Origin of the sequence: Ruegeria sp. HKCCSP351, from assembly GCF_017872535.1 — a bacterium.
Taxonomy (GTDB): domain Bacteria; phylum Pseudomonadota; class Alphaproteobacteria; order Rhodobacterales; family Rhodobacteraceae; genus Ruegeria.
Genome location: NZ_JAEDOV010000005.1, coordinates 71,507 through 86,338, shown reverse-complemented (window position 1 = coordinate 86,338; position 14,832 = coordinate 71,507). Strand labels below are relative to the sequence as shown.

At 56.4% G+C, this 14,832-nt stretch carries 18 protein-coding genes; 11 read left to right on the top strand and 7 right to left on the bottom strand.

What is annotated here, in order from left to right; genetic code table 11:
* Positions 1–28: 28 nt before the first annotated feature.
* The 5 genes from I9182_RS11820 (at position 29) to I9182_RS11800 (ending at position 5,317) form a co-directional block, all read left to right on the top strand.
* Positions 29–1,114 carry a polyamine ABC transporter substrate-binding protein gene (locus I9182_RS11820; protein ID WP_209505018.1) on the top strand — a complete coding sequence of 362 codons (1,086 nt, stop codon included), beginning with the start codon at positions 29–31 and terminating at the stop codon, positions 1,112–1,114.
* 69 nt (positions 1,115–1,183) lie between these two features.
* Positions 1,184–2,311, top strand: coding sequence for an ABC transporter ATP-binding protein (locus I9182_RS11815; protein ID WP_209505017.1), 1,128 nt, complete (start codon positions 1,184–1,186; stop codon positions 2,309–2,311).
* Positions 2,311–3,201 (top strand): ABC transporter permease subunit, encoded by an 891-nt coding sequence (locus I9182_RS11810; RefSeq protein ID WP_209505016.1) that lies wholly within the window; start codon positions 2,311–2,313, stop codon positions 3,199–3,201. The genes I9182_RS11815 and I9182_RS11810 overlap by 1 nt, the downstream gene beginning before the upstream one ends.
* Entirely contained in the window at positions 3,198–4,016 is an 819-nt protein-coding gene (locus tag I9182_RS11805) for an ABC transporter permease (protein ID WP_209505015.1), read from the top strand. Before I9182_RS11810 ends, I9182_RS11805 begins: the two co-directional genes overlap by 4 nt.
* Entirely contained in the window at positions 4,013–5,317 is a 1,305-nt protein-coding gene (locus I9182_RS11800) for an FAD-binding oxidoreductase (protein ID WP_209505014.1), read from the top strand. Before I9182_RS11805 ends, I9182_RS11800 begins: the two co-directional genes overlap by 4 nt.
* Here the strand turns inward: I9182_RS11800 and I9182_RS11795 are convergent.
* The 3 genes from I9182_RS11795 to I9182_RS11785 are packed head-to-tail and all read right to left on the bottom strand — an operon-like array spanning position 5,310 to position 8,158.
* Complete coding sequence (locus I9182_RS11795; RefSeq protein WP_348540400.1) at positions 5,310–6,197, bottom strand: aminoglycoside phosphotransferase family protein; 888 nt, start codon at positions 6,195–6,197, stop codon at positions 5,310–5,312. The genes I9182_RS11800 and I9182_RS11795 overlap by 8 nt on opposite strands.
* Positions 6,198–6,247: 50 nt before the next feature.
* Entirely contained in the window at positions 6,248–6,910 is a 663-nt protein-coding gene (locus I9182_RS11790) for a flagellar hook capping FlgD N-terminal domain-containing protein (RefSeq protein WP_209598375.1), read from the bottom strand.
* A 3-nt stretch (positions 6,911–6,913) separates the two neighbouring features.
* On the bottom strand, positions 6,914–8,158 hold the full coding sequence (locus tag I9182_RS11785; RefSeq protein WP_209598374.1) for a flagellar hook-length control protein FliK: 1,245 nt from the start codon (positions 8,156–8,158) through the stop codon (positions 6,914–6,916).
* 110 nt (positions 8,159–8,268) lie between these two features.
* Here I9182_RS11785 and I9182_RS11780 point away from each other — a divergent pair, with 110 nt between their 5' ends.
* Both I9182_RS11780 and I9182_RS11775 read left to right on the top strand, forming a co-directional pair.
* Positions 8,269–8,544, top strand: coding sequence for a rod-binding protein (locus I9182_RS11780; RefSeq protein ID WP_209598373.1), 276 nt, complete (start codon positions 8,269–8,271; stop codon positions 8,542–8,544).
* On the top strand, positions 8,534–8,893 hold the full coding sequence (locus tag I9182_RS11775) for a flagellar biosynthesis protein FlgN (RefSeq protein WP_209598372.1): 360 nt from the start codon (positions 8,534–8,536) through the stop codon (positions 8,891–8,893). Before I9182_RS11780 ends, I9182_RS11775 begins: the two co-directional genes overlap by 11 nt.
* Before the next feature lie 94 nt (positions 8,894–8,987).
* Here I9182_RS11775 and I9182_RS20545 read toward each other — a convergent pair whose 3' ends face one another.
* Entirely contained in the window at positions 8,988–9,113 is a 126-nt protein-coding gene (locus I9182_RS20545; RefSeq protein WP_280922673.1) for a hypothetical protein, read from the bottom strand.
* On the opposite strand from I9182_RS20545, the gene I9182_RS11770 reads away from it, so the two are divergent.
* From I9182_RS11770 to I9182_RS11755, 4 genes are all read left to right on the top strand, one after another.
* Complete coding sequence (locus I9182_RS11770) at positions 9,103–10,314, top strand: flagellin (RefSeq protein WP_209598371.1); 1,212 nt, start codon at positions 9,103–9,105, stop codon at positions 10,312–10,314. The two genes, I9182_RS20545 and I9182_RS11770, sit on opposite strands and share 11 nt — an antisense overlap.
* A 77-nt stretch (positions 10,315–10,391) precedes the next feature.
* Complete coding sequence (gene flaF / locus I9182_RS11765) at positions 10,392–10,766, top strand: flagellar biosynthesis regulator FlaF (RefSeq protein WP_209598370.1); 375 nt, start codon at positions 10,392–10,394, stop codon at positions 10,764–10,766.
* Positions 10,766–11,167, top strand: a complete 402-nt coding sequence (gene flbT / locus I9182_RS11760) for a flagellar biosynthesis repressor FlbT (protein WP_209598369.1) — start codon at positions 10,766–10,768, stop codon at positions 11,165–11,167. Before flaF ends, flbT begins: the two co-directional genes overlap by 1 nt.
* On the top strand, positions 11,164–11,958 hold the full coding sequence (locus tag I9182_RS11755) for a DUF1217 domain-containing protein (protein WP_209598368.1): 795 nt from the start codon (positions 11,164–11,166) through the stop codon (positions 11,956–11,958). Before flbT ends, I9182_RS11755 begins: the two co-directional genes overlap by 4 nt.
* 76 nt (positions 11,959–12,034) lie before the next feature.
* Here I9182_RS11755 and I9182_RS11750 read toward each other — a convergent pair whose 3' ends face one another.
* The 3 genes from I9182_RS11750 to I9182_RS11740 all read right to left on the bottom strand — a co-directional run bounded on the left by I9182_RS11750 (position 12,035) and on the right by I9182_RS11740 (position 14,674).
* Positions 12,035–13,609, bottom strand: coding sequence for a DUF427 domain-containing protein (locus I9182_RS11750; RefSeq protein ID WP_209598367.1), 1,575 nt, complete (start codon positions 13,607–13,609; stop codon positions 12,035–12,037).
* A gap of 104 nt (positions 13,610–13,713) precedes the next feature.
* The gene (locus tag I9182_RS11745; protein ID WP_209598366.1) at positions 13,714–14,415 is read right to left on the bottom strand and encodes a helix-turn-helix domain-containing protein; all 702 of its coding nucleotides are present in this window, start codon (positions 14,413–14,415) and stop codon (positions 13,714–13,716) included.
* On the bottom strand, positions 14,387–14,674 hold the full coding sequence (locus I9182_RS11740; protein ID WP_209505003.1) for a hypothetical protein: 288 nt from the start codon (positions 14,672–14,674) through the stop codon (positions 14,387–14,389). The genes I9182_RS11745 and I9182_RS11740 overlap by 29 nt, the downstream gene beginning before the upstream one ends.
* Positions 14,675–14,832: the final 158 nt, after the last annotated feature.

Below are 14,832 nucleotides of genomic sequence, written 5' to 3'. Positions count from 1 at the left end.
ATACCCGTACACTTGCAGGGAGAAGAATATGACAATCAAAACGCTGACCATGACAGCGGTCGTCGCATTGGGGACTTCGGCGGCATTCGCCGAAGAGGTGCGTGTTTACAACTGGTCCGACTACATCGACGAAGAACTGCTGAGCAAGTTCGAAGCAGAAACAGGTCTGACCCTGATCTATGACGTGTTCGACAGCAACGAGGTTCTGGAAACCAAGATGCTGGCCGGTGGCTCGGGCTATGATGTGGTGGTGCCGTCAGGTACATTCCTTCAGCGCCAGATCCAAGCTGGTGCGTTTCAGCAGCTGGACCAAAGCAAGCTTTCGAACGCCGGAAACCTTTGGGATGTGATCGAAGAACGAACTGCCGGTTATGACCCGGACAACGCGTATTCGATCAACTACATGTGGGGAACAACCGGGATCGGCGTGAATGTCGGTAAGGTCAAAGAGGTTCTGGGCGACGACGTTGCTCTGAACAGCATGGATCTGGTCTTGAAGCCCGAGAACATGGAAAAGCTGGCCACTTGCGGTGTGCATTTCCTGGATGCCCCGGCCGAGATCATTCCCATGGTGCTGCAATACCTTGGTGAAAACCCCGACAGCCACGACACGGACGTTATCGGCAAGACCGAAGCGGTTCTGACAGCAGTCCGCCCGCATATCCAGAAATTCCACAGCTCGGAATATATCAATGCGTTGGCAAATGGCGACATCTGCGTTGCCGTTGGCTGGTCGGGTGACATCCTTCAGGCACGCGACCGCGCCGCTGAAGCAGATAATGGAGTGGAGATCGAATACCACCCCTTCGCCGAAGGGTCGCTGATGTGGTTCGACCAGATGGCAATTCCTGTCGATGCTCCAAATCCCGAAGGCGCGCACACGTTCCTTAACTTCATTCTGGACGCCAACAACATGGCGGCGGCATCGAACTATGTGTATTACGCCAACGGCAACAAAGCGTCTCAGGAATTTCTGGAAGAGGACGTGATCGGCGATCCGGCCATCTACCCGGATGATGCCACGATGCAAAACCTGTACATCACGACACCTTATCCGGCGAAAACGCAGCGGGTCGTGACGCGTCTGTGGACCAAGGTCAAATCGGGCACCTGATCCGAATTGCACCGGCAGGGCGGCGCCGCCGCCTTGCCTCTCTTTCCAGCTATTCGAACGAGGGCCGTAGTGAATTCTGACGTCTTTGCGCCATGGGACGACCCGCAGGCGAAACCCTTGATCCAGTTCCGAAACGTGACCAAGCGTTTTGGTGAATTTACTGCCATCGACAACCTGTCTCTGGATATTTTCGAGCGAGAGTTCTTTGCCCTGCTTGGTCCGTCGGGATGTGGCAAAACGACGATGATGCGGATGCTGGCCGGGTTCGAAACACCGACCGAAGGCCAAATCCTGCTTGGGGGGAAGGATATCGACCCGATCCCGCCCAACAAGCGGGCCGTAAACATGATGTTCCAGTCCTATGCCCTTTTTCCGCATCTCAGCGTCTGGGAAAACATCGCCTTTGGCCTGCGCCGGGACAGAATGCCCAAACACGATCTGGAAGACCGGGTCGAAGAAATGCTGCGCCTGACCCGGCTGGAAAAGTTCGCCCGCCGCAAACCGCATCAGATTTCAGGCGGGCAGAGACAGCGTGTGGCGCTGGCGCGCTCGCTTGCCAAGGCACCCAAGCTTTTGCTGCTGGATGAACCGCTGGGCGCGCTGGACAAGAAATTGCGCCAGGACACCCAATTCGAACTGATGGATATTCAGGAAAAAACCGGCACCACGTTCGTGATCGTTACGCACGACCAGGAAGAGGCCATGACAGTCGCCAGCCGTGTGGCGGTGATGGATCAGGGCCAGCTTATGCAGGTTGCCACTCCGGACCGGATTTATGAGAATCCTGCCTCGGTCTATGTCGCTGATTTCATCGGGGACGTGAACATCATTGAAGGGCGCGCGACATCTGTCGGAGAGGATACCTATCAGGTAGACTGGGCCGAAGGACAAGCGCCGCTGACCGCCGGGTCAGCAAAAAACTTTGAAAACGGTCAGTTGTGTCATCTGGCGATCCGCCCCGAGAAAGTGACGATCTCTGCCGAACGGCCCGCCGATGCGGTCAACGCCGTGCAGGGCAAGGTTCACGACATAGCCTATCTGGGCAATCTGTCCACTTATCACGTTGAACTTGCAAACGGCACAATCATCAAGGCGCAGACGGCCAACACCCGCCGAATCTCGCGCCGTTCGTTCACCTGGGAAGACCCGGTCTGGCTGTCCTGGACGGCCACGGCTGCGGTTCTGCTGGCCGACTGATGCGCCGCGCCGTTCTGATCGCCATACCTTATGTCTGGCTGCTGGCGCTGTTCATGGTGCCGTTCTTCATTGTTCTGAAGATTTCGCTGTCGGACACCGCGCTTGCGATCCCGCCTTATACACCGACACTGGATTTTTCAGCTGGTTGGGCGGGGATCAAAGAGTTCTTCAGCCAACTTGATCTTGAAAACTTCGTCTGGCTGACCGAGGACGACCTGTACTGGAAAGCGTACCTGTCCAGCGTCAAGATCGCTTTGATCTCTACCTTCCTGACTTTGCTGGTTGGCTACCCCATCGCCTACGGTATGGCCCGCGCGCCCGAGGAATGGCGCCCAACACTGATGATGCTGGTGATCCTGCCTTTCTGGACGTCATTCCTGATCCGGGTCTATGCGTGGATGGGCATTCTGTCGAATGAGGGATACCTTAACCAACTGCTTCTGTGGACGGGTATCATTTCGACGCCTTTGACGATCCTGAACACCTCGACCGCTGTCTATATCGGTATTGTTTACACCTATCTCCCGTTCATGATCCTGCCGATTTATTCGTCATTGGAACGCATGGATGGTTCGCTGATCGAGGCGGCCGAGGATTTGGGTTGCTCGAGGGCACAAGCCTTCTGGCTGGTCACCGTTCCACTGTCCAAACCGGGCATCATCGCAGGTTGTTTTCTGGTGATGATCCCCGTGATCGGCGAGTTTGTGATCCCGTCACTACTGGGTGGGTCCGGCACGCTGATGATCGGCAAGGTTCTGTGGGAAGAATTTTTCTCGAACCGAGACTGGCCCGTGGCAAGTGCTGTCGCGATCGTTCTGTTGCTTATTCTGGTCGTTCCCATCGTGCTGTTCCAGCGCAACCAGCAGAAACAGGCGGAGGCTGACGGATGAACAGATTGAGCTGGTTCAATACGGTATCGCTGACGCTGGGTTTTGCGTTCCTGTATATTCCGATGATCATCCTGATCATCTTCAGTTTTAACGAAAGTAAGCTGGTCACGGTCTGGGCCGGGTTTTCGACCAAATGGTATGGCGAACTGGTTCAGAACGAGGCATTTCTGGATGCCGCATGGGTCACGATCCGGGTTGCGGTGTTTTCTTCGACACTGGCAACCATTCTGGGGACTGCGGCCGCTTATGTGCTTGTCCGGGGCAAGCGGTTCTTTGGCCGGACACTGTTTTCCGGCATGATCTATGCGCCGCTTGTGATGCCCGAGGTGATCACCGGGCTGTCCCTGCTGTTGCTGTTTATCGGGATCGGGCTAGACCGGGGTATCCTGACCATCGTTCTGGCCCACACGACCTTTTCGATGTGTTTCGTGTCGGTTGTTGTCTCGTCACGGCTTGTGACATTCGACAAATCGCTGGAAGAGGCCGCTTTAGATCTGGGCTGTTCACCAGCGCAGGCCTTTGGTCTGGTCACCCTGCCGATCATCGCGCCTGCGGTGATCTCGGGCTGGCTGCTGGCTTTCACATTGTCGCTGGATGATCTGGTTATTGCCTCGTTCACATCGGGCCCGTCGGCGACGACCCTGCCGATCAAGATCTTTTCGGCCGTTCGGCTGGGCGTCAGCCCCGAGATAAACGCGCTGTCGACGATTATGATCGCGGTCGTGACGGTTGGGGTGATTACGGCCTCACTTGTGACCAAGCGCGCCATGATGCGCCAACGGCAAGACGAGCAGGCCGCAGGGCGCACCGAATGAAACGGATATTTCCCGAATACACCTATGGTGCGGGTCCTCGTGATGGTTGCTGGTGGGACGAGACCATTGCAAACCCGAACTGGCCAGAGTTTCAGGGCGATCTGAACGTTGATGTCGCCATCGTCGGTGGCGGCTTTACAGGGGTCTCAGCGGCTTTGCATCTGGCTGAAAACGCGACCTCGGTTGCTGTGCTCGAGGCAGGCCCACCGGGGTGGGGCGCATCAGGTCGCAATGGCGGTTTCTGCTGTCTTGGCGGATCGAAGCTAGGGCAAAAGTCCATGGTGCGCCGCTATGGCCGCGAAGCTGCGCAGGCCTATGAGACGGCTGAACAGGACGCGGTCCAGCTGGTTGCCGATCTCCTGGCGCGGCATCGGATAGATGCGGATACGCATTCCAATGGTGAGACCCAACTGGCCCATTCGCGACATGCGATGGATGTCCTGCGCCGACACGCGGACGAGACCGGCATTCTACACCAAGCTGCTGATTTGCCAGCGCTTGGTATGGGTGGTGCATTCTTCGGAGGGTATACTCTGCCGGTCGGCTTTGGGCTCAATCCCCGGAAATACCTGTTCGGACTGGCCAGCGCTGCGGCAGCTTCGGGTGTGAATTTCTTTCAGAACAGCCCCGTTCTGAACATTGAAAAAACGACGTCGGGCTTCAGGCTGAAAACAAGCGCGGGGCAGGTTAACGCACAGGTCGTGCTGATTTGTACCAACGGGTATTCTAGCGAAGACATCCCGGATTGGATGTCCGGACGCTACTTGCCTGCGCAATCGACGGTGATGGTAACACGCCCGCTTAGCCAGGCAGAACTATCAGCGCAGGGCTGGAACTCGGACCAGATATGTTACGACACGCGTAATCTTCTGCACTATTTTCGCCTAATGCCGGATGGGCGCTTTTTGTTCGGAATGAGAGGCGGCTTGTTGTCGTCGCCCCGGTCCGAGGCCGCGATCCGGGCAAAGGTTCAACAGGATTTCAAACGCATGTTCCGGGCCTGGGCGTCGGTTGAGGCGACTCATATCTGGTCGGGGATGGTGTGCCTTTCGCGAAGCCTGATGCCTTATGTCGGTGCCGTACCCAAGCAGCCAGGCATGTTTGCCGGATTTGCGTATCATGGCAACGGCGTCGCTATGGGTACTTACAGCGGGCGCGCATTGGCGCGGCTGGCTTTGGGCCAGGATGCCCGTTTGCCAGCCCCGATGAGGCAATCACCTGAACGGTTTCCGTTGGGTCGCTGGCGTCGCGTATTGATGCCACCGGCATACGCCCTGTTTGCGCTTTCCGACCTCAGATAAACTCAATCGGTTTCAGGGTTTCGATTTCCAGTTTCAACCCTTCGGAATAGTCGGGTGCACCGTTTTCCGCGCGCCACAGGCAATAAGCGGCCATGCGCCAAGCATACCATGGCTTGAGCTGTTGATATCGAGCAACAATCTCGGGTCTGCGATAGGCGGACAGAAACTGAACTTCTTCCGCCTCCGACAACGGTGAGCCCCGGTACAACCTTTGCATCGCCGGGGACAGAAACATCGCAAGGTCTTCGCACGGGTCGCCAAGGGCTGGGCATTGCCAGTCGATCAAGGTCAGGCCGCGGGATGCAACCAGAATATTTCCAGCGACCGGGTCGCCATGGATCAGACATGTCTTGGTCGTGGGGGGGACGGGTATCGAAGGTTGCCGTTTTGCCAGTTCGTTTCCGATTTCTGACCTGCACCCTTGCAGAATTCTGCTCCCATGGGCCATCAGGTCCGCGCTGCCGTTGCACCCTGCAGGCGCTGGAATGGTGTTGGGCAGCGAATGCAGCCTGCGTAGCAGTTCACCAACTTTGTCCGAGCCATTCTGCCAAGGTGTTCCGGGTGCGTGGTCGTAAAACACCCAATGCGCGTCTTTGTATTGCCCTGCGGCGCGTAGCCTGGGCACAAAACCGGTCGGACCAAACGCCTTGAGGCAGAGGGCTTCCAGCTTGGCATCATTTCGAAACAAGGGGTTGCGTAAGGTCGGGCTGTAGAGCTTCAGCACTTTGTCGCCGTTGTCCCCTAGCACTTTCCAAACCCTGTTGGTCCGACCGCCATACAGGATTTCGAACTGCGCATACATGTTGACCAACCCCAAAGTGCTGAGGTGTTCAACCAGATCATGAGGGGGGACAGGCAGGTCGGGCAGAGGTCTTTTCACTTCTTCTGGCGAGTCGAGTTGCCAACCTTTGGCCCGTCCTGCCCGACAGATCAAGCGCCCGTTCGAACCGCAGTGACCAGATCTGCGGAAATCACTTGACCACCTTGCAGGGTCAGCAGAACAGCATCCTCTCCCACCTGCGCTTCGACGACGCGGTTATAGGCAGCGACCGGTTTCTCGGAAATCAGCCGGTCATTCTTGTAGCTTTCCAGCGTCGCGGTGTAGTTGCCAGCAGCCATCGGATCGCCTGAGGAACTCACACCTGCCCAAGCAAACTCCGTCGCTGTTGTGGGAACAGAAACCGTGTCGACGACTGTGCCTTCATGATCACGGATCACCAGTTTGGTTGCGTCCGCGTCAGGGTCCGCGTGCGAGAACAAGGTTACCGGCTGGCCGTTGAAGTGGAACCCCGATGCAGATCGGACGTCCATTCCAACCCAGCTTGCAAGGTCGTTCAGATTGACACTGCCAAGCGTGCTGGTCAGGGCGGAAAGCAGGTCATTGGTTTGAACCTGTTGCTCAACCATCGAAAACTGCGCAAGTTGCGATGCGTATTCGGTTGAATCCATCGGCTCCAGCGGGTCCTGATTCTGGGCTTGCGCGGTCAGCATCAGCAGAAACGTTTCGAAATCCGAGGTGATCGCAGAACTCCGGGACGGACCGGCAGTTTGTTGAGAGGTGGCAGCCTGTACGGCGGTGACGGGTGTGATCATCTTTCAATATCTCATATCGATGCCCCTGACCGGGGCAAGAGTTTGTGGATGCGGCTCGGCTTGCGCGAGGTGTACGTACTGAACCGGTTCGGATTCCGGTGCGGCCTGAGCATCGAATTCATCTGCCCACTGATCCCGTGCACCTGAATCCGACGGAGTCCCCAGATCGATGTTCAGGTTTTCATAGCCCAGTTTCTGAAACTCCTCCGTAAGAACGGACAGGTGGCGGCGCATAAGCTCCATCGTGTCCGGGCGTTCGGTGGCGATTGTCATCTGCAGCCCGTCATCCCGACCGTTCAGCACAATGGATACGCGCCCCAATTCTTCAGGGCTGAGCGAGATTTCCATGATACCGGTTCCCGGTCGGGTCTGAATCGTTGCCGCCAATTGCCCAGCTATGGCACGGGCAATTTCAGCACGGGCGGACGGAGAAGGCATCGCCGAGTGTTGTGCCACCTCGCGGGGGGCTTGCTGAACGGGTTCGTCTAAGGCGATGGGCACAGAGTCAACCTCCTGTGCCGGTGCCGCCTGTTCCGCTTCGATTGAGTTGAGGATCAGTTGAAGCTGTGCAACGGGTGTCGCGCGGTTTGGACTTGTCGGATTGGGCCTGGCAGCGACTTCTGCTGTCTCGGGCGCCACCTTTGTGCTTTCAACGAGGGGTTCGGCTTTCAACCCGGCTGTCTGGTCCTTTGATCGGGTTGGCTGGCTCAGCACAGGCAAAGCCTCTGAGGGTTTTGGGGCTGGCGTGACCTGGGTCGAAGCGGTGTGAACCTGCCCTTCGGTTGGTTGCCCGGCCACAAAGGGTTGAATGTCGGTCTGACGGGGCAAACCCGTTGACGCAACGGTTTGTTCCGGTTCTGTCGCGCCTGTCGCAGGGATGTCCGCTGCGGCAGGAAAAAACGGCGCGGGACGCACCGAATCCGCCCCAGGCGTTTCATATGTCCCGGCCATTTCGGCCTGCGGTGAAATGTTATCTGCCAACTCTGGTGCCCAAGGTGAAATCGCCTCGACAGATGCTTCATCCGTGTTTGGCAGAACGGCCTCAACCTCAATCTCGGCAGTTTCGTCGGTGGTTTCGATAGAAGCATCCAAAAGCGTACTGTCAGTGGCGGGACTTGTTTCGTTTCCCTGTTCAAGGATGTCCTCGAAACTGCTCGCCCCGTCATCCCGACCCGGTTCTTTGGCGGGCGAATTGGGTCTCGCAATTGCTGTTGGCGCTGCGGCCGCCAGCGTTAGTGGGTTGGGCATTTTGCTCTGGCTCCGTGTAATTGATCAGAACTCTGCCCGCAGGAAGTTACGTTTATTTTAACCGCTTTCACCTTTGATCGAGAAAGTTCGAAGCATTTTCGGAGAAAACCATGCAAGTCTCAGCAACTCCCCAGGTGGCTCAAACGCCCTTGGCCCAGACCCGACTGAAAGACGCGGCCATCGAGTTGGAGGCCGCATTCCTGAGCGAAATGATGAAGTCGGCCGGATTGGGCAAGACGCGCCAGTCCTTTGGAGGAGGGGCCGGTGAAGACCAGTTCTCTTCGTTTCTTGTTCAGCATCAGGCACGCGAACTGGCCCGCGCTGGTGGGGTGGGTTTGTCAGAAATTCTGCTGAAATCTCTGATGGAGAAAACCGATGACGTCTGAGGTCGACATGGCACTGATCAAATCTCTGGAAGAAGTTCTGGATCTGGAGCGTGCGGCGCTTATCCAGGGCGATCTGGATCGACTGACGCATATGGTGCCGGAAAAAGAAAAACTGATCGGCGCGATCAACGACCTTCAGGTGCTTGACAGTGATGCATTGGTTCGAGTGCAGCAGAAAGTCGAACGCAATCAGGCATTGCTGAACAGTGCCGCCGACGGGATTCGGGCCGTCGCCAGCCGCATGGCTGAACTGCGACGGGTTCGGCAGGAATTCAGCACGTACGGCGCGGATGGGCAACGAAGTGAGTTTTCCGTTCGAAATACGGCAAAGCTGGAAAAACGCGCATAGGCCTGGGTTTGATTCAAATCTGAAACACCTGGTCCGGGCGTTTTAGCACTCCGTTAGGGGATCGGGCTCAAGAGTGATGCTGCACCTGGAAACATCAGGTGGCGCGAACAGCCACGCGGCGCGTCGCACAAGTCAGAAAGACACCAATGCCCGCAGATACAGCGGGGTGAACATGGGCGAAAATGGCCCGAAGGCAAAAGGAAAAGGCAATGTCCAGCATTCTGACAAACAATGGCGCGATGGTTGCGCTGCAAACTCTCAAGTCGGTCAACAAGAACCTGGCAATGACCCAGAACGCGATCTCGACCGGTAAGGACGTCGCGACTGCCAAGGATAACTCGGCGGTTTGGGCGATCTCGAAGGTGATGGAATCCGACGTCAAGGGCTTCAACGCGATCAAAGACAGCCTCGCGCTGGGCGAATCGACTGTTGCGGTTGCGCGAAATGCGTCTGAAACAGTCACCGACCTGTTGACACAGATGAAAAGCAAGATCGTCGCGGCGCAGGAAGACAACGTTGACCGCGGTAAGATCAATGACGATGTGACTGCACTGAAGGATCAGATCGCATCGGTTGTCAGCGCGGCCCAGTTCAACGGTCTGAACCTTGTCGACGGCTCGGCCGGCTCTGCATCGATCCTCGCGTCGCTGGATCGTGACAACACCGGGGCGGTGACTGCGTCGTCAATCTCGGTCTCGGGGCAGAACCTGTCGACCGGTGGATATGTCACCAAGCAGGTTTTCGATGGCTCTACCGGCGCATCGACCGGCAATGACCGCGTGGGGGCAACCATTGACAATGGTGCAACGGCCGCAACGGCGTTGGTTACCGATGAATCCAGTGGCGCTTTCACGACGGGAGACAAGGTTGTTGTCGCCATTAACGATCAGGTTGTGTCCTATACCGTTTCCGCGGAAGACGCTGCCGCGACAACGACCGGTGACCTTGTTGCTGTCGGATTGAAATCGAAGATCGAAGAGCTTGGAATTACCGGTCTGACCGTCGATTACGACTCCGGCACTGCGGGTACGTTGTCGGTTACAAACGGCACAGGATCTGACATCTCGTTCTCGGCTCAGTTCGTGAATGCGGGTGCCGGTGGTCTGGGTGCGCTGGCAGGTATTGATGTGTCGACGGGTGCGGGGGCAACCGCTGCGTTGGCGGCTGTCGAATCGCTGATCGACACGTCGATTGATGCTTCGGCGGCCTTTGGCTCGGCACAGGGTCGGATCGAGACCCAGAAAGAGTTCATTTCGAATCTCTCTGACTCGTTCAAATCCGGTATCGGCGCGCTGGTCGACGCTGACATGGAAGAAACCTCGGCGCGTTTGCAGGCTCTGCAAGTGCAGCAGCAGCTGGCAACACAATCGCTTTCGATCGCCAACCAGGCACCGCAGTCGATCCTGTCGCTGTTCCGCTAATACTCAACGCGGTCCGGGGCGCGGTTTTTGCGCCCCGGTCGTGACCACCTGACGACGGCTTTTTGGAAGGATTTCAAGTGACCCCGCAAACCCTCGCTCAATACACCTATGCGCAAGCCGCCGCGCCGACGCGAACGCCCCGTGACACTGAATATGAGGCAATTTCCAGGATTACACGGCGTCTCAAGGCGGCTACAGCGCGCAAGGCAACGGATTTCTCGGCGTTTGTTCAGGCCGTGCACGAAAACCGCCGGTTATGGGGCGTGTTGGCGACGGGTGTCGCGGATTCGGCAAACGCGTTGCCAAACGATATTCGCGCCAGGATCTTTTTCCTTGCCGAGTTTACGGAACTGCACAGCAGCCGCATTTTGGCGGATGGCGCGTCCATCGAACCATTGCTTGAAATAAACATGACGATTTTGCGCGGATTGCGCCAGATGAGGGCAACCTGATGAGCGGGCTGGTTTTGAAACTCGCCCCGAAGGAAAGGGTGCTGATCAATGGTGTTGTGATTGAAAACGGCGACCGCCGTGGCCGGATTTCGATCATGACGCCGCAGGCCAATTTCCTGCGGCTGCGCGATGCGATACACCCGGATGAAGTAAATACTCCGGTGCGCCGTGTCTGCTATGCCGCACAGCTTGTTCTGTCCGGAGACATGGATCCGGCTCGGGCACGTCAACATCTGTTGCGCAGCGTCGAAGAGCTGAGCCAGGTTTTTACAGATACAGACAGCCGCCTTGTATTGTCCGAGGTGACAGATGCGTTGGTGGCCGAGCAATATTATAAATGCCTCAAATCACTTCGCTCGCTTCTTCCGCGCGAAGAACGGTTGATGGCCTATCAGCAATGAGCTTTCAACCTGTCATTCCGACTGGCGGAATCGTCGGCTGGCGGTTTCTGCAACGTACTTATCAAGGTCAGTTTCAAAGTTTCTCGTCTTCGGCAGTGAATGAGAGGGAGACAAGGTATTTCCTGGACAACATCGGGAAAGTGAAGACCGCCGAACAGTTGGTTTCGGACCGCAGATTGTTGCAGGTCGCTTTGGGTGCCTTTGGGCTGGAAGGGGATGTGGATAACCGGTTCTTTATCCGGAAAATCCTGGAGGATGGAACACGGGCGGATGACGCTTTGTCCAATCGTTTGGCGGATAAACGGTACCGGGAATTTTCAGATGCTTTCGGGTTTGGGCCAGGGGCTGTTCGAAAAACGGTGCTGGTTACCAATATGGAAAAGATAGCTCAGGCCAATCTGTCTGCGCGGTTTGAGATTGGGGTCGGGCAGTCGGATGAAACGATGCGCATCTCGCTTTATGCCCAGCGCGAGCTGTCTGACCTGGCGAAAAGTGGAAACAGTACAGACACGAAATGGTTCGATCTTATGGGATTGCCACCACTGCGCAAAATGATGGAAACGGCGCTTGGGCTGCCGCAGTCATTCGCCCAACTGGATATCGACAAACAATTGGACGAATTTAAAAGTCGGCTTTTCCGCCTTACCGGATCGGATGATTTGGCACAGTTTTCGGACCAGAAGGCGGTGGAGAACCTGACCGACGCCTATCTGGCCAGAAGTCAAATCGCGGGCCTTCAGAGTACGATATCGCCAGCGCAGACCGCTTTGATCTTGCTTGGGGCTGTGTGATCAGAAGACGCGGGGCAAAAACCTGAGTCGCAATCTAGTATCCGACGTCTCTCGTTCGACCTGCATAAAGCAAAAGTTAACTGTTCAAAATCTCGTCGGCTGTGGTGTGCAAAGCGTAGCATACAACGGGTCGAGACACGTTGTGCAGGTTGACCGCGCCTAACGGTATAGCGTTAGAACAGGCAGGCTCGATATCTTCGGAAACGACTATGCGATGCCCTTCGGTTTTCCCATATTCGCCCAAGCGCGCAGCAATGTTAGCTGCTTGTCCAATAACCGTAAAATCAAGACGTTCACGAGAGCCCACATTGCCATATGTGACACGCCCATAAGCCACGCCAATCGAACAGTCGCAATGTATGTCGGTACCTGCTTTGCGCAACTCTCCTAACGTTTCGACGATTTTGATTGCCGAGCGCTGGGCGTTAGCCCGGGCCGCGCTGGCGTTTTCATCGGTTGCCGGGAAAACTGCCAAAACAGCGTCACCAATAAATTTCAGAACTTCGCCTTCGTTTTCGTGAACGATACCCGAGACGGTTTCAAAGAACTCATTCAAAACACTGATATAAGCGCCCCGCCCCAGTTTCTCTTCTAGGCTTGTCGAGTTGCGGAGGTCACAGAACATGATTGCAGCGTCGATTTCATCCCCGTCACCGCGCCGGATCTCGCCCCCCAATACGCGTGCGCCAGAGCGTTTTCCAACATATGTTTCCAGCAAAACCTGCGCATTCTCGCGTTGCATGAACACTTCGTAAAAGCGGGCGATCACCGAGGAGCATTCGAACACTAGGCCCAGATTCTCGGTGGTGAACCCGTTGGGATGGTCACATGTCAGGGTCAGAACGTTCGTTCGCCCGTCAGAGAAGGGCAACGGCATCGCGACATAGTCGGTGGCACCTTTGGCCCGTAACTCCTCCATGATTGGGAAGCTGTTTTGCGGATTTTCGTCGTTCAGTCTTTGCCGTACACCGCCCAAACCGTTCGAGACATGGCGCAACGGGCTGTTGATGAAAGCCGGGTGATCATAGATTTCGTAGGTCGGGGCGCGGGTCAGTATCTCGTCCTGACCCTTTTCCCAGATATAGTGTTTGCCCGCGATCAGGGGATGCAAGGACCAGGCCAGAATGCTCAGCCGCTGGATGGCGATGCCGTGCTCCAGCATCTTTGCGGCCAATGCCTTGGTAAAGCTTTCGGGCGTGGTCGCGGCCGAAGCACCGCGCATCAGCCAGTCGATCAATGGTCCGCTGATATTGCCGTCGTCCGGCTCGCGCAGGCGATTGTCGCCCAGATCAATACGGGTGTAGGCGCCGGACACAAACCCGATACAGCCTTGAATGGCAGCGCTTTCGGGCAGCGCTTCTTCATAGGCCCAGACAGAATTGGCCAGGCTTTCAGACGCCAGATTGATGTCGTGGTAAGTGGCGGTGCCTTTGAACGGGCAGAATGTTTGCAGGTCTGTTTCTTCGCTCAGATCCACACAGACATCTGCGCGGGGAACGTAAATCGTTGGCGGCAAACGCGTTTCATACATCACCTTTGCGTTTGTGCTTTCAGCCAGAAGAACGTCGTTCCGGAAAATGGCAATCCTGCCATCCAGCGGCTCAACCGAGATTCCATATCCATTCATCTGCGGCGCGGCGTGGACGTTCATAAGCGACCTCCTCTGCCTGGGGTTTGTTTAGAATGGGGCTTTCCACCTGACATTCCAAGAGGCCGCAACGGGATTTTACCGGGCGCGAGCGACGCGTCAAAACGTCAGACCATTTGAATGACGTCTTTCTCGATCGACAGCATATACCCCTTCTTGGCAATATTCTTGACCAGCAATTCGCTGACCATCTGGTTGCCAAGCGCGTCGCGCAACCGTTTGATCCGTGTTGCGCCAGCGGCTTCGTCACAATCGGCGGCATCGCGACCGGAAATCATGGCCTCGATCTGAGCGCCGGACAATACCTCGTCATCCAACCGGGATTCCGCCAGAATCGACAGGGTTTCCATGGCGGCAGGTGTCAGCTTGAAATCCATGTTGTTAAGGTAGACAGTGTTTTCTTCGCGACTGATCAGCAGCGACGTTACTTGAATGCCGGTACGTTCGATCTGTGCCATGCGCCGGTTCAACAAGACCAGCATCACCAGAAAGACCAACGCCGAGATCATCATCGCGCTGGCAAAAACCAGCAGCACATAAATCACCATCCGATAACTGGACAGGGTGTCGGCAAAGGCGGTGCCAGACTGGGCCAGAATTTCAAGCAGACGAATCTCGGTCTGTGACGTCAGATCGGCCTCGACAAACAACCGCTCGACACGTGCGTTGAACGCATTTGCGTCCGGCAAGGTCCAGAACAGGAAAACGGCAGCGGTGATCAGAATGACGACAATGGCCGCGATGCCCAGCACAACCAGCCGGACACCCGACCGGCGTGCTTCAGAAACGGAGATAGAATTGTCCGGCATTGCCTTTCCTCTGATCCAACCCTTCGGGTCCGAAAACGGACTGCACTTCAAGCAAGGTCCAACCTGATGCGTTCAGGCGCTGGGCGATTTCTGCCCGGGCCTGCCCCTTGTCGCAGTTTGTGACCTGCATGACGCCGTAATGCAAACGCAGCGGGTTGTCCTTCTTGGCTTTGTAGTCCGCGTAACAATCTGCCGCTGTCGCAGCAGAACCAAGCGATAACAGGGCCGCAAAGGTCAGAGAAGAGAGGATCTGTTTCATAGGCCGCATCCTGCGCATGAGTTGTCGCGATATTCAATAACCCAAGGGGTTTGCGGCACCTGATATCCGATAACACCGGGCCGTTATTGCTTGTCTGGGGCAGGTGCCCCCACTTTCAGGGCAATCAGCACGCGGTCCGTCATGCGGTCGCACGAACA

Coding starts and splice junctions, on each gene's coding strand:
- I9182_RS11805 (WP_209505015.1), top strand. CDS start 3,198: ATGAACAGATTGAGCTGGTTCAATACGGTATCGCTGACGCTGGGTTTT.
- I9182_RS11785 (WP_209598374.1), bottom strand. CDS start 8,158: ATGCCCAACCCACTAACGCTGGCGGCCGCAGCGCCAACAGCAATTGCG.
- I9182_RS20545 (WP_280922673.1), bottom strand. CDS start 9,113: ATGCTGGACATTGCCTTTTCCTTTTGCCTTCGGGCCATTTTCGCCCAT.
- I9182_RS11740 (WP_209505003.1), bottom strand. CDS start 14,674: ATGAAACAGATCCTCTCTTCTCTGACCTTTGCGGCCCTGTTATCGCTT.
- flbT (WP_209598369.1), top strand. CDS start 10,766: ATGAGCGGGCTGGTTTTGAAACTCGCCCCGAAGGAAAGGGTGCTGATC.
- I9182_RS11750 (WP_209598367.1), bottom strand. CDS start 13,609: ATGAACGTCCACGCCGCGCCGCAGATGAATGGATATGGAATCTCGGTT.
- I9182_RS11810 (WP_209505016.1), top strand. CDS start 2,311: ATGCGCCGCGCCGTTCTGATCGCCATACCTTATGTCTGGCTGCTGGCG.
- I9182_RS11745 (WP_209598366.1), bottom strand. CDS start 14,415: ATGCCGGACAATTCTATCTCCGTTTCTGAAGCACGCCGGTCGGGTGTC.
- I9182_RS11820 (WP_209505018.1), top strand. CDS start 29: ATGACAATCAAAACGCTGACCATGACAGCGGTCGTCGCATTGGGGACT.
- I9182_RS11770 (WP_209598371.1), top strand. CDS start 9,103: ATGTCCAGCATTCTGACAAACAATGGCGCGATGGTTGCGCTGCAAACT.
- I9182_RS11775 (WP_209598372.1), top strand. CDS start 8,534: ATGACGTCTGAGGTCGACATGGCACTGATCAAATCTCTGGAAGAAGTT.
- I9182_RS11780 (WP_209598373.1), top strand. CDS start 8,269: ATGCAAGTCTCAGCAACTCCCCAGGTGGCTCAAACGCCCTTGGCCCAG.
- I9182_RS11755 (WP_209598368.1), top strand. CDS start 11,164: ATGAGCTTTCAACCTGTCATTCCGACTGGCGGAATCGTCGGCTGGCGG.
- I9182_RS11800 (WP_209505014.1), top strand. CDS start 4,013: ATGAAACGGATATTTCCCGAATACACCTATGGTGCGGGTCCTCGTGAT.
- I9182_RS11790 (WP_209598375.1), bottom strand. CDS start 6,910: ATGATCACACCCGTCACCGCCGTACAGGCTGCCACCTCTCAACAAACT.